Consider the following 16620-nt stretch of genomic DNA (forward strand, 5'->3'; position numbering starts at 1 on the left):
CATCCTCAAGTCTCTACTCCAGCGCCTTCTCGGCTGCGAGGCGATCGTGGAAGTATACTACAACATTCCTGAAGGACTCGTTTACTTCGACACCGAAGGCGCAGTCGCACCCGCAAAATGGTATCTCTGCAATCGCAAAGATTGCGGTTCGATGAAAATTCCTTTACCCGATTGTTGACGGCTGACGGTAAGAGAGTGGTGCGTGCTCCCTGCTCGTGCGCTCCCTGCTCGTGCGCTCCCTGCTCCCTACTCCCTACTCCCTGCTCGTGCGCTCCCTACTCCCTACTCCCTGCTCCCTGATACTGACAACTGGTCACTGATAACTGGTGACTGATAAGATCGCATCCATATACTACAAACTGGTTCGCAATACTCATGTCTTCCTTCAAGACGCAGTTAGTTGGGCTTAAAGCAGATTCTTTTCGTCATCCTTTGGACTTAGAAGCTACTAAAGCACTGAAACAAATTCCTGGTGTCGATTTGCTGGTGCGAAATTTATTAGGACAATTGGCAGAACAATTTTTCTATATCGAAAATATCGCCTCAAGTATTTTGGTGAGCGATCGCCAATTACCTCAATATCATCAACTGTTAATAGAAGCGTGTCAGGTTTTGGATCTGGAACCGCCGCAATTATATGTTAGACAGCATCCAGTCCCCAATGCTTACACGTTTGCCATGCGGGGCAAACAGCCATTTATTGTCATGCACACTTCGCTGATCGATCTGCTGACACCAGAGGAAGTGCAGGCGGTAATTGCTCACGAACTGGGTCATCTCAAATGCGACCACGGTGTCTATTTGACGCTAGTGAATTTAATTGTCCTCGCAGCCGGACAACTGCCGAATGTGGGTCAGTTACTCGTCCAAACCCTACAGGCGCAACTATTAGAATGGGTACGCTGTGCTGAGTTTACCTGCGATCGCGCTGCCTTGCTAGCGACTCAAGACCCCAAAGTCGTAATGTCTATATTGATGAAACTCGCTGGCGGTTCTCCCGTTCTTGCTTCCCAGCTCAATCTCGATGCTTTTATCGAGCAAGCGCGCGCTTACGACAATATTAGCAATACCGAAATTGGCGAAATGCTGAAATCGGCTCACTCCTCTCAACTCACCCATCCCGTGCCAGTCTTACGCGCTAGAGAAATCGATCGCTGGGCATCTAGTCGCGAATATCAAAACTTGTTAGAAAATACAAAAATAGATTACAATGGTAAAGCTGAAAAAAAGGGCGGGTGGCGAAACTGGTAGACGCACTTGACTCAAAATCAAGCGGGCTTAAACCCATAGGAGTTCGATTCTCCTCCTGCCCATCAGCACAATACCAGAAAAGCTGCAAAGGAGCAGAGTATGCGACTCAAACGATGGGAGTCGCCCCGTCGCGAAGGTAGAAACGACAAAGGGAGAGGCGGTGCGGCAAGAGCCAGACAACTGAAGAAACAGGCGCAGATGATGCGTCAAAGACTCAAAGAAGGCGATCGAGCCGAAAATAATCAAAATAACCGCAAGAAAGAGGGGAAGGAAAACAAAAATCCTTCCCCTCTTTTGTTTGGAAATAGCTTCGATATACGAATAAATTGGTAGGGGCGCACATCTGTGCGCCCCTATTGAGACGCATACCGCGATCGCTATTGCATTCTCCCCAATTCAGGAAGCTTGCGCCCGTTTAATTCATATTCCGATTCAGCCACGCCATCACTGGCAAAATGGTTGTTGTACAAAGCACAACGAGGTAGGACGCGCAAGACTTCTTGTACGGTGGTCAACCCAGCCATTACCTTCTCTACCGCTGCCTTGCGGAAAGAAGCATAGTTAATCTCTCGCAAGTAACGCTGTAACTGGGTCATCGTACCTTCGTAGATAATATCGCGGATGCGATCGTCTACGTCAATTAACTCGACCACTGCTTCCCGTCCCAAAAATCCAGAATTGAAGCACATCGAGCAACCTCGACCTTTACGCCACGTATCAGTACGGATTTGGTCTCGTCCCAATCCCAGCACTTTCAAATCTGATTCTGTAGGGGTTAATCGCTCACTGCAATGAGGACAAACGCGACGTACCAAACGCTGAGCCACCACTCCCAACAAGGCATCGCTTAACAAACCAGGATCTATACCTAAATCCTTCAGACGTGGAATTGCCCCGAGTGCATCATTCGTGTGGAGAGTAGTAAATACCAAGTGTCCGGTCAGCGCCGCTCTGACTGCGGTTTCTGCCGTTTCGCTATCGCGAACTTCACCCACCATGATAATGTCTGGATCTTGGCGCAAAATTGCCCGCATCCCAGCGGCAAATGTCATCCCTGCGGCTTCGTGTACTTGCGTTTGAGTAATTCCTGGCAGTACGTACTCCACCGGATCTTCTACCGTGACGACGTTAACGTGTTCTTTAGCAACATTCTGCAAACTCGTATAAAGCGTACTAGTTTTACCGCTCCCCGTGGGACCCGTTAGAATAATCATGCCTTGGGGTTGCTCTAACCAAGCTTTGTAGGCGTTCATCGTTTCTGGAACAAAGCCCAGGTTACCCAAGTGAGTAAAGGGATTTTCTCGGGGCAAGAGGCGGATAACTGCTTTTTCGCCATTGACGCAGGGCAAGGTACTGACGCGCATATCCATGTTGAGTTCTGCTTCATCGCCTGAAGCATACTTTTCCTCAATCCTGCCATCTTGAGGGCGGCGGTGTTCGGCAATGTCCATGTTGCACATCACCTTCAACGCCATCACGACGCGGCGGCTCATTGTTATTGGTAAGGTGGTAATGTCACGTAGCACGCCATCAATTCGATAACGCACTCTCAAGCCGTCTACCATTGGCTCTAAGTGGATGTCGCTAGCTCGGTTGCGTAATGCTCCAGAGATGATAGTTTTGATCCGCTCGATTTGATCGCCAGCTTTGCTCAAATAAATTTCTGTAGTTTCGCTGATGTCTTCTTGCTCAAGTTGTCCCGTAATCGGGTTAACTATGGGCATAGAGCTAATCCGATTGGGATTGAGGCTTTGAGAGTGAAACCAAGTACGGTAGCTTTTGTCAGCAATAGGAATGATTTCGATTTGGCTACCCGTGCGCTGTTGTAGTTGGGCTAGTGTTTCTGAGTCGAGGGATACGGGCGAACCGAGATAGTAACATCCACGCCACAATAGCAAGGGAATAGCTGGAGGCAAGGAAGTTTTATCGGGAAAGTGGCGCAAAAATCTGCTACTAACTTCCTTATCTAGTAGTGTTTGGTTGACAATTCCTTCATTATCTACTAGAAGGGCGATCGCATCATTACAGCTCAGTTCGTTCCTTTTGAGCCGTTGCCAAGCGGAGGTAATGTTTGGGGAAGCTTGCATGATTCCTCTGTAAAAGATTTGTGTAGCAGCATTGACAGATATTGCACGCCAAACACTTCAAGCAAAACTATAAATTGCCCAACTTGCCGACGCTAGGGGATGTTCTCGAAATTAATTTACTAACATAATTTAATAAACTTATAAAAATTCCTTCATAAACTTATCTTCACTTTTATTCAATCTTCAAGCGGACTTTTACTGTAACTTCATTTTATTTTTTATACCAACTGCTCGTTACTTCCGTGAATGTACAGTTATATTCTAGAAAAATCTCGTCCAAATATGAGTTTGATTATAACGTTTTTTGACTTACTAAAGTCACATTTCTTACATCAATTTTAAGCATATACGTATGAGAAAATATTACCGCCAAATCCGATCGCGTAATTTAGTTGTTGGTTGTTAGTTGTTGGTTGCTGCTCGCCACTCACTACTCACTGATGACTGATAATCCAGACCAGCGATCGCGCAACAGTCCGGCAAGGGATTTTAAACCCCATTGTTCGCAACGGCGATGTCCTACTGCGATCGCATTAATTTCCGTTTCCTTCAAAGCTTCAACGGCTGGCTGCCGCATTTGTCCAGTGACATACAAATTAGCGCCGCGTGTTGCAGCTTCCCTAACTAGTTCATCGTTCATTCCTCCTACAACTGCTATACGCGAAACTTCTACTGTTCTACTTAGATGTACTTCTTCCAGTCCGCCAAAAATTTCGGTAATGCAATGTAAATATTCCGTGAGCTTTTGCTGGGGTATGTTGCCGATCGCACCAATCGCTCGCCCTTGTTTTTCTCCCAGTACCTCCAAGTCTGACATAGATAATACATCCGCTAGACGGGAATTAAACCCCAATGTCATGCACTCGTCAAAAGCCAAGTGATAGGATAAGACTCCAATATCTGGCAATAATTCCGCTTGCAATTTCCAAGGACGATGGAAAAACAGTGCATCCAATTTTTGTTTCTCCACCCACTGGGATAAATTTTCCCACGGCTCTAAAGCTAGTCCTATTCTACTAATTGGGCGCGTTGATGGTATGTAAACACCACCCCTTTCAGAAGCAGAATAGCGCTCGATCGCGAAATAGCGATCGAGGAATTGAGCTAAATCGTTTAAGTAAAGCATGGAAATCAGTTGTCAGTTAACTATCAACCAACAACCACTCACAAAGGACAAATGACCAATGACCAATGACCAATGACAAATTTAAACAGCTGCTAACTCTTGCGCTTGAGAGTCGGCTGGCGTTTCTGCGGGAACGCCATCTTGGACTAGAGAACGTGGTTTATCTTTGCCTTGAAATAAATTGCCAGTAAATGCGATCAGAGCATTGACTTTGCGGGTGCGCCACTCATCTACGAGTTGTTGCACTTGGGTTGCAGGCATTCGCCGCAGCATGGCTTCATAGAGGTAGTTGGCGTGACCAGTTTCATCTTGAGCTACACTCAGAAGGCTCTTTTTCAGGTTACGGCTAGTTGGTTCGTCTTCAGGTAACACATTCGCCATGCGGACAAAATCTTTGCTAGCATCCAACTCTAAAATGTAGGTGCTAGCTAGAAATACATTCCACTCCATATTTTCCGGCTTGAGCTGCTCTGGGGAGTAGCCTTGGAAAAAAGCATCAAAAAAGGGACTGCGCTGCTGTTCCTTCGGTTTTGCCTCTGGCGTTTTTTCGCGCTCCCGCTTGAAATCGATGACTTGTTTATTCAGTTGTTTCAAAGCATGGGCGAAAATTTGACCGTGCCTAGTTTCATCAGCTGCGTGTTTCGCCAGTTTCTCAGCCAACCACTCATCGCCTTCTGTGACAGCACGTTGACTCAATTTTGTCAAGAAGGGAACCGAACCCGATTCTGCTAATTGGAAGCCAGCGAGAGTATTAGGACGTGTGAGGGGATCGCGGATTTGCCGAGCAGTATAGTAAGCGATCGCACCACTACCTACCACATGGAGAACGTAAGTTAGAAAGTTCATGCCTGCTGCATCTGGAAGATTTTTCTGTTTTATCCTAGTACATTTGTTGTGGGGAGTGAGGAGTGGTGAATTAGTTACGACTTACGACTTCATACCGGTGCGTCTTCAGCTGACTGAGCGCAGGGCTGCTTTTTATCTGTAGCAATGATATGCAAGTCAACGTGTTTGAGCAATCGGACTAATTGCTGAGTCAGAGAGCCTTTGAACAAAATTTTCCAGCGCGATCGCTGACTTTCACCAATGACAATTTGAGTGATGTGATATTTACAAGCTACATCGGCGATCGCTTGGGCAATGTCATGGCTTTTGACGCGCATGAAACTACCGCCGAATTCTTGACACAGCTTTTCGCAGGTTTCAACGTGCAAGCTTTCATCTCTAGAAAGAAAGCGTTCTGGATCTTCCACAAACACGGCGTAGAGTGGCGCGTTGGCATAGCCAGCGATCCTTGCACCCCGGCGCAACAGTTGGACTGAGTTGGGATAGGTGGAGATGCAGACTAATACCCTTTCGTGGATATTACAGTATTGCCCGTCCATATTTTTATTACTGGTAGCACGAGCATCCAGTTCTAAAGCATCATCCTCTACATTATCCGCTACTTCTCGCAGCGCCAATTCTCGTAAAGCAATTAAGTTGCGGCGTTGAAAGAAGTTTTGCAAACATTGGTCGATTTTATTCGTGGCGTAAATTTTACCTTCTAACAATCTTTCTTCCAAAGTTTCTGGGGTGACATCGACTACTACCACCTCATCCGCTTCTTCCAACTGACGATCGGGGACGCGCTCTCGTACTACAATTCCTGTTATCCGCGCTACGAGATCGTTAAGACTTTCGAGGTGTTGAATGTTGACAGTAGAGTAGACATCAATTCCCGCTCTCAAAATATCTTCTACATCCCGATAGCGTTTTTCATATTTGGAACCAGGGACGTTCGTATGGGCAAGCTCATCCACCAAAACTAATTGAGGCGATCGCTGAATAATCGCCTCCGTGTCCATTTCTGTTAATGTTAAACCGCTCCGCAAAATATGCTGGCGGGGTATAATTTCTAACCCTTCCGCTTTTTGAGCTGTTTCCTTGCGTCCGTGGGTTTCTAGTAACCCCACAACGACATCAATGCCTTCGCGTTTTAACCTGTGAGCTTCTTCCAGCATTCGGTAGGTCTTTCCTACCCCTGGAGCCATACCGATGAAGATTTTGTGTTTGCCTCGTTTCATCGGACGACTACTATAATTCCCGCTAGGATTATTACTTAGTATCTCACCCTTGTGAATCATATGGGTGCATCCACTTCACAAAACTCAACTTAATTGTCTATTATCTATTTTGCAGTCTATTTGTGCATTTTTGTGTAGCAGACAGACTGCTCTTGAACGCCCTTCATTTCTTCGCCGCTTCTAAGACATCTAATTCTTGATTCAACCTCAATACATTTACCCCAGGTTCGCCAAAGATTCCCAAAAACCTGCCCTGCGTGTGCTTGTTCACCAGAGGTACGATTTCGTCAGGAGAAAAATTTCGCGCCTTTGCTACCCGTGCTATTTGTACTTCTGCTGCTTCTAATGTAATGTGGGGGTCTAAGCTAGAGCCAGAAGTGTAAACTAGATCGGCAGTTGGCTCGATTCCCGCCGCATTTAATTGTGGGATCGCTCCTTCAATTTGATTTTTCGGATCTGGATCGTCTTTGCCTTGAATTCGTTCGAGTAAGGCTGGATTGCTGGGAGCGTAGTTGCTAGCACCAGACACACCAGTAGTTTGACCTACATTTTCTGGATCGCGTTCTTCATCTGTGAAACTGCTATAGTTTGTCGTACTGGGACGACTTTGAAAATAGCGATCGCTGCTGAAAACTTGACCGATTAAAGCCGAACCAGCTGGTTGTCCTTGAAGATTTGGGACAATACTACCGTTGGCTTGGTAAGGAAAGAGAAGTCCTACTACTAATATTAGTAAAGGATAAATAATAGCCGTCAATACCCAGAGAACTAGAGTCATCCGAATCGCTCTAGAAGCTTCTCCCGCAATAGACATATTAATAACGCTCCGGTCGAAATACAACATCAAATAAATAAACTACCAATCCCAAAGTTACTAAACCTAGTATTCCTAGGGCATAAGCTTGGGTACGTTGCCAACCTTCACTAGTAGCAGCATAAACTACCGGAGCAAGGATGATGTTAAAGGATAGGGCTAAAAAAATTACTATGGGTAATCTTTTTTTGGGAATTGGGAATTGGGAATTGGGAATTGGGAATTGTCTGGTTTTTTGCTGTCGTTTCATTGATTTTGTTCCTCGATATATTCATCTGCATTCAGCCGCGCTCAAAATAGCTATTACGCCAATCCCACCGCTGACACCACAACATCAATTAATTTAATCGCAATAAACGGCGCGACTACCCCACCAACACCATAGAGGAGAATATTACGCTGCAACAATTGATTTGCTGTCAAGGGTCTAAACTTTACCCCCGTCAATGCTAATGGAATTAATGCAGGAATAATTACAGCATTGTAAATTAACGCCGATAGTACTGCCGAATTCGTACTATTTAAGCCCATAACATTCAAGCTTTGCAACTTAGCCGAAGCAAAAATTACGGGAATAATTGCAAAGTATTTAGCAATATCATTCGCAATAGAAAAAGTTGTCAGCGCTCCTCGCGTGATTAACAACTGCTTACCAATAGCCACAATATCGATCAATTTGGTTGGATCTGAATCCAAATCCACCATATTCGCTGCTTCTTTCGCCGCTTGAGTACCCGAGTTCATCGCTACTCCCACATTAGCCTGAGCTAAGGCTGGAGCATCGTTCGTTCCATCTCCAGTCATTGCTACAATTTTGCCTTGTGCTTGTTCCTGCTGAATGACATCGATTTTGTCTTCTGGAGTTGCTTCAGCAATAAAGTCATCTACCCCAGCTTCTTGAGCAATTACAGAAGCAGTAATGCGGTTATCTCCAGTTAACATCACCGTGCGTACACCCATGCGGCGCAACTGGTCGAAGCGATCGCGGATGCCTGGTTTGACGATATCTTTAAGGTAAATTACGCCGTAAATCTCGCTATTGAGTGCCACCGCTAAAGGCGTACCACCTAATTGAGAGATGCGTTCGTAGGCTGTATCGAGTTCGGGAGTTTCGCGTCCGTTGCGCGATCGCACGAAGCCTTTTATCGCTCCCACTGCACCCTTACGCGCCTCCCTTCCATCCGGTAAATTTGTCCCACTCATGCGGGTTTTGGCAGAAAATTCAATTCCTTCAGCAGCAGTGCGATCGAAATCTACCTGCGCTCTCAAACTTTCTGCTAAGCGAACGATAGATTTCCCTTCCGGTGTTTCGTCAAATATGCTTGCAGCTAGCGCTACCTTGGCAATATCTTGCATCGAGTGACCGTTGACAGGGACGAACTCTTCAGCCAAGCGATTTCCTAGGGTGATCGTCCCTGTTTTATCTAAAACTAAGGTGTTGACATCGCCACAGGCTTCTACGGCGCGTCCAGAGGTCGCTATGACGTTAAATTGAGCTACCCGATCCATCCCTGCAATCCCGATCGCGCTGAGTAAACCGCCGATAGTAGTTGGAATTAACGCCACCAACAAGGCAATTAAAATTGCCACGCTGACAGGGCTACCGACATAATTAGCGATCGCTGGTAGTGTTGCGACTACAAATAAAAATACTAAAGTTAAAACTGCTAGCAGTACCGTCAAGGCAATTTCATTCGGGGTTTTGGCACGTTCTGCCCCTTCTACTAAGGCAATCATGCGATCGATGAAACCTTTGCCTGGATCTGCTGTAATTTTAATCGTCAGTTCGTCAGAAAGAATTCGCGTCCCCCCAGTTACGGAACTAGCTACGTCCGAACCTGGTTCTTTGAGTACGGGTGCGGATTCTCCCGTAATTGCCGATTCATCTACAGAAGCTACTCCAGCAATAACTTCACCATCAGCGGGAATGACATCGCCAGCTACCACTTTCACCATATCGCCTCGATGCAATTGGGTGGAAGAGATTTCTTGAATCGAGCCATCGGGTGATAGTTTTCTGGCAACTGTATCTGATTTTGTGGAACGTAGAGCATCGGCTTGCGCTTTGCCTCGTCCTTCCGCTACAGCTTCGGCAAAATTAGCAAATACTACGGTAAAAAATAAAATTAGCGTTATCAAACCATTAAACAGCCGCAGGTTTTCACCCCGAACGGGTCCAAACAAATTTGGATCGAAGGTGAGCAGCAAAGTGACAACAGTTCCCACGTAGACGATAAACATGACGGGGTTTTTCAGGATCGCTCGCGGGTTGAGCTTGACAAATGATTCCCGAATTGCTCGTTTGTAAAGCCCTTGAGTGTTGACTTTGGGCGTGTGTTTGCGAGAGCCACGAGGTCCAGTTGGTGTGGAACGTGGAGGTTTTGGGGTCGAAGTCGCGTCCATATTTGAGGGGAGTGGGGGACAAGGGGGAGATAGCTAATTGCTAATTGCCAGTAGCTAATTGAAAGCCTTCAGCAATTGGTCCTAAAGCAAGAACGGGGAAGAAAGTTAGCACGCCTAGAATCAAAATTACGCCTGCTGTGACACCAGTAAATAGCAATGTGTCCGTTCTCAATGTGCCAACAGTTTCCGGTACTGGCTGTTTGCGTGTCATGCTGTCAGCTAAAAGTAGCAGAGCCGTAATTGGTAAATAGCGTCCTGCTAACAAGCTGAAACAAGCACTCAAGTTCCACCATAGGGTTGCATCCCCCAGTCCTTCTAAGCCAGAACCATTGTTAGCGGCGGCTGAGGTATATTCGTAGACAACTTGAGAAAGACCGTGAAAACCAGGATTGCTGATACCAGCTAAGGTATCAGGAAAGGCAAGGGTAATCGCACTGGGAATTAAAATTGCGATCGGGTGAACGAGTAAAATAACGCTGGCGAGAACGATCTCTCTTTTTTCAATTTTTCGTCCCAAAAACTCTGGGGTTCTGCCTACCATCAAACCAGTCAAAAACACGGTCAATATTAGGTAAACGAATAAGTAAGCCGTCCCCGTTCCTTGACCGCCCCAGACCATTTGGACGAACATATTAAATAGAGTAGAAAAGCCACCAGTTGGCATCAGAGAATCGTGCATTCCGTTGACTGCACCTGTCATCGTTCCAGTGGTTGTAACTGCCCACAGTGCTGTTTCTGCCCAACCAAATCTGACTTCTTTACCTTCTAAATTAGGTTGGTCGCCAATTAAATTATTTACGAGAGGGTTGCCTTGGTATTCGCCTACTCCTGTCACGACAACTAGCGTGATAAAAATGATGAATACCATCCAGAACAGTAACCATCCTTGCTTTTTATTATTTGCAAAGATGCTGTAGGTGATAATTAAGGCAGCGGGAATGCAGACCATCGCAATAATTTCGACCAGATTTGTAAAGGCATTGGGATTTTCAAACGGGTGTGCGGAGTTAATGCCAAAAAAGCCGCCGCCATTTTCTCCTAATTGTTTGATAAATTCAAAATGGGCGACTGGTCCTCTGGCGATAACTTGGGTTGCACCCTCTAAAGTTGTGACGGTTGCGGGTCCTGCTAGGGTTTCTGGGACACCTGCAATTAGTAATGCGATCGCACCCACAATCGAAATTGGGAGTAAAATTCGTGTAATCGCTCGCACCAAATCCACGTAAAAATTACCCAAAGGTCTACCTGTTAAACCACGAATAAACGCAATTCCTACTGCTAGTCCTGTCGCCGCCGAGGTAAACATATGATATGCCAGCGCCAACACCTGAGAACCATAACTCAAGGTTGTCTCGCCAGAATAATGCTGTTGGTTTGTATTAGTAATGAATGAAATTGTCGTGTGTAGTGTTAAGTCCCAGCTAGGCGCACCTAAATTTGTCGGATTTAAAGGCAACCATCCCTGATTCATAATTAGGAAAAAGACTAAAATACCCATGACGATATTGCTGTAAAATATCGCCTGGGCATATTGCCAGCCAGTCATATCGTCTTTAGCTCGAACGCCACCTAATGAGTAGATAACGCGTTCTAAAGGGTTCATTACCGGATCGAGTAATGTTTTTTTGTGTAAGAAAACATTGGCTATGTAGCTCCCGAAAAAGGGGGTAATGGCTACCAAGATGACGAGCGTTAATGCAATCTGAAAAAATCCTTGCCACATATATATTTTTTACTTGAGTACTTTTCCTGCTAGCTTCACAAAAGCATCGCAGGCTTGCCTAAATTTCTGAGCAATAGTCTGTATAAATTTAGCTGATGCTGTTTTTGACTAATTTGTGAAACCCGCGATCGCGCTGATTCAATTTCTCCGTTTTTTTCTGGCTTGGAGTTAGAAGCAGGATAGGCATTCATCTTGTTAATTCCTACTTTCCAGACGTAATAATTAATACTTTATTTTGTTCCTTAAAACTATCTAGCCTAGGCAAGATTTCTACAAAAGCTAGCAAAGACAAAGCTATTCGATAAAATCCTCCACTATACATAGATATCAACAAAGTCTTTTGTCAATAATAGGTAATTTTCTTCCCAGTTGAGGCTGCATCTTAAAGGAGACCAAGAAATAGGATGAGTCTTTCTCAAAGTCATTTTGAGTGCGGGAACTAGTGCAGGGTTAAGGGCTAAAGCAAGAATATAATCCCCATATTGAACAGTAGGTTTATCGCCTGCTAATATCAACTGCTCTTTTCTGACCAAACCTACAGCAACACAATTTTTAGGTAGTTGTATACAGGATAAACCCACACCACAGTAACTACTATTCTCTTGAACAGTAACACCAACTAGATTCAGCTCTCCAAAACTCATATGTTTGACCAGTCAGCCAAATATTCATTACTTGTAATAAACTAGCCGATATTGCGCGAACTTTACAATTAAATTTAGGTATAAATTTGCTTCTGCAATTGTTTACACATCGCTAATAAGAATAGCAACAATCGAATACATCAATCTATATATATTATTTATTTTTTTTCTATATCAGAAGGTATATTTAGGACTAAACGCTAGCTAAACACTTCCTACCATAGAGACAAACAGTAAGATATATCAGCGATCGCATTGGCAGAGCAACTATCCTTTGTCATACTAGATGAAAAGATGAAATCTCAACTCAAAATTCTAAGCGCGATCGTTTGAATTCTACACTCCATAAAGAAAAATCTTAGTTTTCCCCTTTAGTTATAATCTCAAACTGCTTGAAAATGGCACTCTAAATGTTGCATCGCTTCAGCAAAACTCAGAAAAATTTACCTGACAAAAACTTTAGATGGAGTTCGCTGTGGCAAGTTGTTAGCCTATTTGTAGTGGTGTTGATCCTAGAGTTCGTCACTCCCGTAGATTACGTGTTTGGCTATCTTTATACAGGACCAATTTTAATTTCTGCATCCCGTTTGGGTCGGAAAGCAACATTGTATACTACCCTCGTTGCTGTAGTGTTAACGATTCTAAACTTGTGGGTTCCTGGGAATGAACTTGTCAAACCTTCTACATTAGCTAGCCGCATCATAGCCGCGATCGCTCTGATTGTGACAGGAATTTTAAGCGATCGCAACCGTCAGTACGAAATTGCGATCGCTTCTCAACAAGTTCAGTTACAATCTCAACAAGAATTGGCGAGAGTTAGGGAAGATTTTGCCTCGACGCTTACCCACGACTTGAAAACTCCGCTACTCGGTGCGATTGAAACTCTCAAGGCTTGGGAACGAGGAAATTTCGGTACGGTTACGCCTACCCACTACAAGATCTTAGAAAAGATGATCCGTTCGCATCAATCCACCTTGCAACTGGTGGAAACGCTGCTAGATGTCTATCGCAACGATACGGAAGGATTGCAATTACAGCTAGCACCTGTGGATTTAGTCGCCGTGGCGCAAGCAGCGATCGCCTCCTTGACAGATCTCGCTGCTTCGCGTCAAGTTTATATCAATTTGGGATATGGCGACTCAGATTTTCGCCGCGCCATGCGGGTAAATGGTGATGCACTGCAATTAGAACGGGTGTTTACCAATCTCCTCACCAATGGAATTAATCATTCGCGTCGCGGTGGTAAGGTAGAAGTGGTATTTGAATCCCAGACGGGATATTGCCTTGTCAAAGTTTTGGATAGCGGTTTGGGAATTACCAGCGAACAATTACCCCATCTATTTGAAAGATTTTATCAGGGACATGGCGATCGCCAAGCGAAAGGTTCTGGGTTGGGACTATACTTAACACGGCAAATTATTTCCGCGCATGGCGGTACAATTTGGGCAGAGAATCGTTTGCCTCAAGGTGCGCTTTTCTGTTTTCGCTTACCAGCTTTGTCAGTTTATACATAAGAATGTCTCCTTCCTTACGGTTACTCCTGGTTGAAGATGACGAACTCTTTCGCCTTGGTTTAGAAGTCAAATTGCAACAAGAATCGGGTATAGAAATCGTTGCTGAAGCGGAGGATGGCGAAACAGCCGTAGAAATGGTACAGCGTCACGCCCTCGATGTGGTATTACTCGATGTAGGATTACCTGGAATTGGCGGTGTAGAGGCGTGTCGGCAAATTAAACAGCAAAATCCCCAGTTACCAGTTTTAGTCTTAACTTCTCATTCTCAAAAGTCTTTAATTGCACGGTTGATTGCCGCAGGAGCAGCGGGTTATTGTTTGAAAGGGATTGCTGCGGAGACTTTGATTTTAGCAATTCGTTCGGTGGCTGCTGGTGCTTCTTGGTGGGATCGCACGGCAACTACAGAAATTCGCACTACATTCGATCGTAACTCGGATACGAGTGAGGCGATCGCAACTCCAGCAGAATCGACTTTACCGCTAACGCAACGAGAACAAGAAATTTTAGCTTTAATTGCGGCTGGTAAGTCAAATCAAGAAATTGCTTCTACCCTATACATTACCCCAGGGACGGTTAGGGTACACGTCCACACCATTATCCAGAAATTAGGAGTACGCGATCGCACCCAGGCGGCGGTATTAGCAATTCAGAACAAATGGATTGCTGGCGGGTAGCGCTTAAATCGCTAAATTTCATAAAGATATTCAAACAATTTTCTCCCATTTGTGCAAGTGCAGCTAAGCTATTCGGAGATTCAAACCGACCAAGAGCTGTATAGCGAGGATGTCAAGTATGACCTATACGATCGCCACTGCTAACATGAAAGGGGGTGTCGGCAAAACAACTCTCAGCGTCAATCTAGCCACGGCGCTAGCAAAAGAGCATGGTAAGCGAGTATTGATTTTTGACTTAGATACCCAAATTAGCGCCACTCTCAGCTTAATGGCTCCCACAGAGTTTGCTAACTATAGAAAAAGAAAACGCACCCTCAAGAATTTTATCAATCAAATTATTCAGCCAAATCCGCAAGCCAGAATTACCATCCAAGATGCAATTCATCGTTCGGTCTGTAATATTAATAACCTGGACTTATTACCAGGAGATATTGAGTTATACGACGAATATATGGTAGCAGAAATGCTACATGAAAAAGCTTTTGAAGTCGATCGCTTGGACTTTGAAGTTGTCTGGAATCGGTTTGAGAGAACTTTGCTCAGACAGATTTTGCAGCCAATTATGTCTGACTACGATTGCATTATTTTTGATTGCGCTCCTGGCTATAATCTCATGACTCGTAGCGCCCTTGCTGCCAGCGATTTCTATATTTTACCAGCTAAGCCAGAACCGCTATCAATTGTAGGAATTCAGTTATTAGAAAGACGCATTGCCGAATTGAAAAAAAGCCATGAAGCCGAGGCTATCATGGGAATTCAACTCATCGGTATTGTGTTTACAATGGCTGGTAATCTATTTACAGGTAGATACCAAAGGCAAGTCGTACAGCGAATCAATCAGGATTTTACCCCTGATAAAATCTTTAATACTCAAATTCCAATGGATGTCAACGTTGCTAAAGCAGTTGATAGTTTTATGCCCGTAGTTTTGAGCAATCCTCACTCTGCTGGAGCCAAAGCTTTTAGTCAGCTAACTCAGGAGTTCGTTCAGAAGTTAAACGTAGCTCAAGAGCGAAAAACTCAGCCGATGAATCCTAGTTTTGCTACTGTTTAAAATAGTCAGGTGCGTTAATAACGCACCCTACGACTATCCTCTAGAAATTTTCCCTTCAAGAATAACTCTATTTGCGATCGCAATTAATGTTTCTGCAACCTCATCGCGACTCATTAAGTTAACCAAACCAATAATTGAACCAGATAAACAGCTGTTATCAATAACTACATTTAAGCCTGAGTGTTCGCCAATCAACCGCTGTACTAACTCGGCTTTATCTTCGAGTGGCAAACTTTCTGCAAGAGGCAGAACTTCATCTAATGTACGTTTAATGTTACCGTTTGAAGCCACAACGCACCTTTTGTTTTCTAAGTGAAAATTGAATATGAGATCATCCTAGAATGAGGCTGATTTTTATTTAACCGCAAATTCACTGGTTTATTCTGCACTTGTGCAGCTGTCTCCGCATTCCTACTTAGATGTTACTAGGTATTTGTTGGTATATTCTCAGGTGAGAAGATGCGATCGCTTATTCTCAGTGAGGTTACTGAAGCTTTCATACTATACTTGAGGCGATTAGAAATCGCGGCTACACAGGCAAAACCCGCCGGCGCGGGTTGAATTGATTATTAGTCTGCGTAGGCACACTTAGTTTGTGTAGACGCGAATTGCATTCGCCCAATACTTCCATGTCAAAAGATCCTTATGCTTGGATAGAACAATCTCTAGCAACCATTCACAAAGCCGATTGGTATCGTGCCGTACAGACAATTGACAGCCGCCCTGGTGCTATTATCCAAATGGAAGGGCGATCGCTACTTAACTTTGCTAGTAACGACTACTTAGGGTTAGCAGGCGATGAAAGGCTAATTCAAGCAGCTGTAGCGGCTACGCAAACATACGGTACGGGAAGTACGGGTTCTCGCCTACTCAGTGGACATCGAGAATTGCATCGAGAATTGGAACGCGCGATCGCAATTCTAAAACAAACTGAAGATGCTTTAGTTTTCAGTTCGGGATATTTGGCAAATTTAGGTACGATTGCGGCTTTAGTTGGCAAACGAGATTTAATTTTATCTGACCAATACAACCATTCTTGTTTAAAAAATGGGGCAATCCTCAGCGGCGCAACAATTATTGAGTATTCGCATGGAGATATTTTATTTTTAAAAACTCAGTTAGCACAACGCGATCGCTACCGTCGTTGTTTAATTATGACTGATAGCGTCTTTAGTATGGTTGGGGATTTATGTCCTTTTCCTCAGCTAGTAGATTTAGCAGCGCAATTTAACTGTATGTTATTAAATTATGAGGCTCACGCAAC

At 44.5% G+C, this 16620-nt stretch carries 17 protein-coding genes and 1 tRNA gene; 7 read left to right on the forward strand and 11 right to left on the reverse strand.

Annotated elements, in window-relative coordinates; all coding sequences use genetic code 11:
- Positions 1–375 precede the first annotated feature (375 nt).
- The 3 genes from ACRC32_RS28690 to ACRC32_RS28700 all read left to right on the forward strand — a co-directional run bounded on the left by ACRC32_RS28690 (position 376) and on the right by ACRC32_RS28700 (position 1584).
- On the forward strand, positions 376–1251 hold the full coding sequence (locus ACRC32_RS28690) for a M48 family metallopeptidase (protein WP_132866881.1): 876 nt from the start codon (positions 376–378) through the stop codon (positions 1249–1251).
- Positions 1230–1313: transfer RNA gene (locus ACRC32_RS28695), tRNA-Leu, on the forward strand. Before ACRC32_RS28690 ends, ACRC32_RS28695 begins: the two co-directional genes overlap by 22 nt.
- 37 nt (positions 1314–1350) lie before the next feature.
- Positions 1351–1584 carry a hypothetical protein gene (locus ACRC32_RS28700; RefSeq protein WP_438557168.1) on the forward strand — a complete coding sequence of 78 codons (234 nt, stop codon included), beginning with the start codon at positions 1351–1353 and terminating at the stop codon, positions 1582–1584.
- 44 nt (positions 1585–1628) lie between these two features.
- Here ACRC32_RS28700 and ACRC32_RS28705 read toward each other — a convergent pair whose 3' ends face one another.
- The 10 genes from ACRC32_RS28705 to ACRC32_RS28750 form a co-directional block, all read right to left on the reverse strand.
- Positions 1629–3338 (reverse strand): GspE/PulE family protein, encoded by a 1710-nt coding sequence (locus ACRC32_RS28705; protein ID WP_438557169.1) that lies wholly within the window; start codon positions 3336–3338, stop codon positions 1629–1631.
- Between the two features lie 430 nt (positions 3339–3768).
- On the reverse strand, positions 3769–4464 hold the full coding sequence (locus tag ACRC32_RS28710) for a Nif3-like dinuclear metal center hexameric protein (protein ID WP_438557170.1): 696 nt from the start codon (positions 4462–4464) through the stop codon (positions 3769–3771).
- Positions 4465–4545: 81 nt separating this feature from the next.
- Positions 4546–5310 (reverse strand): ferritin-like domain-containing protein, encoded by a 765-nt coding sequence (locus ACRC32_RS28715; protein WP_438557171.1) that lies wholly within the window; start codon positions 5308–5310, stop codon positions 4546–4548.
- A gap of 89 nt (positions 5311–5399) precedes the next feature.
- Complete coding sequence (locus tag ACRC32_RS28720) at positions 5400–6590, reverse strand: universal stress protein (RefSeq protein ID WP_438557172.1); 1191 nt, start codon at positions 6588–6590, stop codon at positions 5400–5402.
- 103 nt (positions 6591–6693) lie between these two features.
- Positions 6694–7344, reverse strand: a complete 651-nt coding sequence (gene kdpC / locus ACRC32_RS28725; RefSeq protein ID WP_438557173.1) for a K(+)-transporting ATPase subunit C — start codon at positions 7342–7344, stop codon at positions 6694–6696.
- A gap of 1 nt (position 7345) precedes the next feature.
- A complete protein-coding gene (locus ACRC32_RS28730) occupies positions 7346–7594 on the reverse strand; it encodes a potassium-transporting ATPase subunit F (protein WP_438557174.1) in 249 nt (82 codons plus the stop codon).
- A 53-nt stretch (positions 7595–7647) separates the two neighbouring features.
- Entirely contained in the window at positions 7648–9747 is a 2100-nt protein-coding gene (gene kdpB / locus ACRC32_RS28735; RefSeq protein WP_438557175.1) for a potassium-transporting ATPase subunit KdpB, read from the reverse strand.
- Between the two features lie 40 nt (positions 9748–9787).
- Entirely contained in the window at positions 9788–11470 is a 1683-nt protein-coding gene (kdpA, locus tag ACRC32_RS28740; protein WP_438557176.1) for a potassium-transporting ATPase subunit KdpA, read from the reverse strand.
- Positions 11471–11505: 35 nt separating this feature from the next.
- Positions 11506–11661, reverse strand: a complete 156-nt coding sequence (locus ACRC32_RS28745) for a hypothetical protein (protein WP_438557177.1) — start codon at positions 11659–11661, stop codon at positions 11506–11508.
- 123 nt (positions 11662–11784) lie between these two features.
- A complete protein-coding gene (locus ACRC32_RS28750) occupies positions 11785–12114 on the reverse strand; it encodes a TrkA C-terminal domain-containing protein (protein WP_438557178.1) in 330 nt (109 codons plus the stop codon).
- Between the two features lie 410 nt (positions 12115–12524).
- Here ACRC32_RS28750 and ACRC32_RS28755 point away from each other — a divergent pair, with 410 nt between their 5' ends.
- The 3 genes from ACRC32_RS28755 (at position 12525) to ACRC32_RS28765 (ending at position 15356) form a co-directional block, all read left to right on the forward strand.
- Entirely contained in the window at positions 12525–13628 is a 1104-nt protein-coding gene (locus ACRC32_RS28755) for a sensor histidine kinase (protein ID WP_438557179.1), read from the forward strand.
- A gap of 2 nt (positions 13629–13630) precedes the next feature.
- On the forward strand, positions 13631–14302 hold the full coding sequence (locus ACRC32_RS28760; protein WP_438557180.1) for a response regulator: 672 nt from the start codon (positions 13631–13633) through the stop codon (positions 14300–14302).
- Positions 14303–14420: 118 nt separating this feature from the next.
- Entirely contained in the window at positions 14421–15356 is a 936-nt protein-coding gene (locus ACRC32_RS28765; RefSeq protein WP_438557183.1) for a ParA family protein, read from the forward strand.
- Positions 15357–15389: 33 nt separating this feature from the next.
- Here the strand turns inward: ACRC32_RS28765 and ACRC32_RS28770 are convergent, their stop codons facing one another.
- Positions 15390–15647, reverse strand: a complete 258-nt coding sequence (locus tag ACRC32_RS28770; RefSeq protein WP_438557181.1) for a hypothetical protein — start codon at positions 15645–15647, stop codon at positions 15390–15392.
- A 338-nt stretch (positions 15648–15985) separates the two neighbouring features.
- On the opposite strand from ACRC32_RS28770, the gene ACRC32_RS28775 reads away from it, so the two are divergent.
- Positions 15986–16620: aminotransferase class I/II-fold pyridoxal phosphate-dependent enzyme (locus ACRC32_RS28775; protein ID WP_438557182.1), on the forward strand; the 635-nt coding region annotated here is incomplete at its 3' end.

The sequence above is a fragment of the Chroococcidiopsis sp. genome (assembly GCF_051657925.1).
Classification (GTDB): domain Bacteria; phylum Cyanobacteriota; class Cyanobacteriia; order Cyanobacteriales; family Chroococcidiopsidaceae; genus Chroococcidiopsis.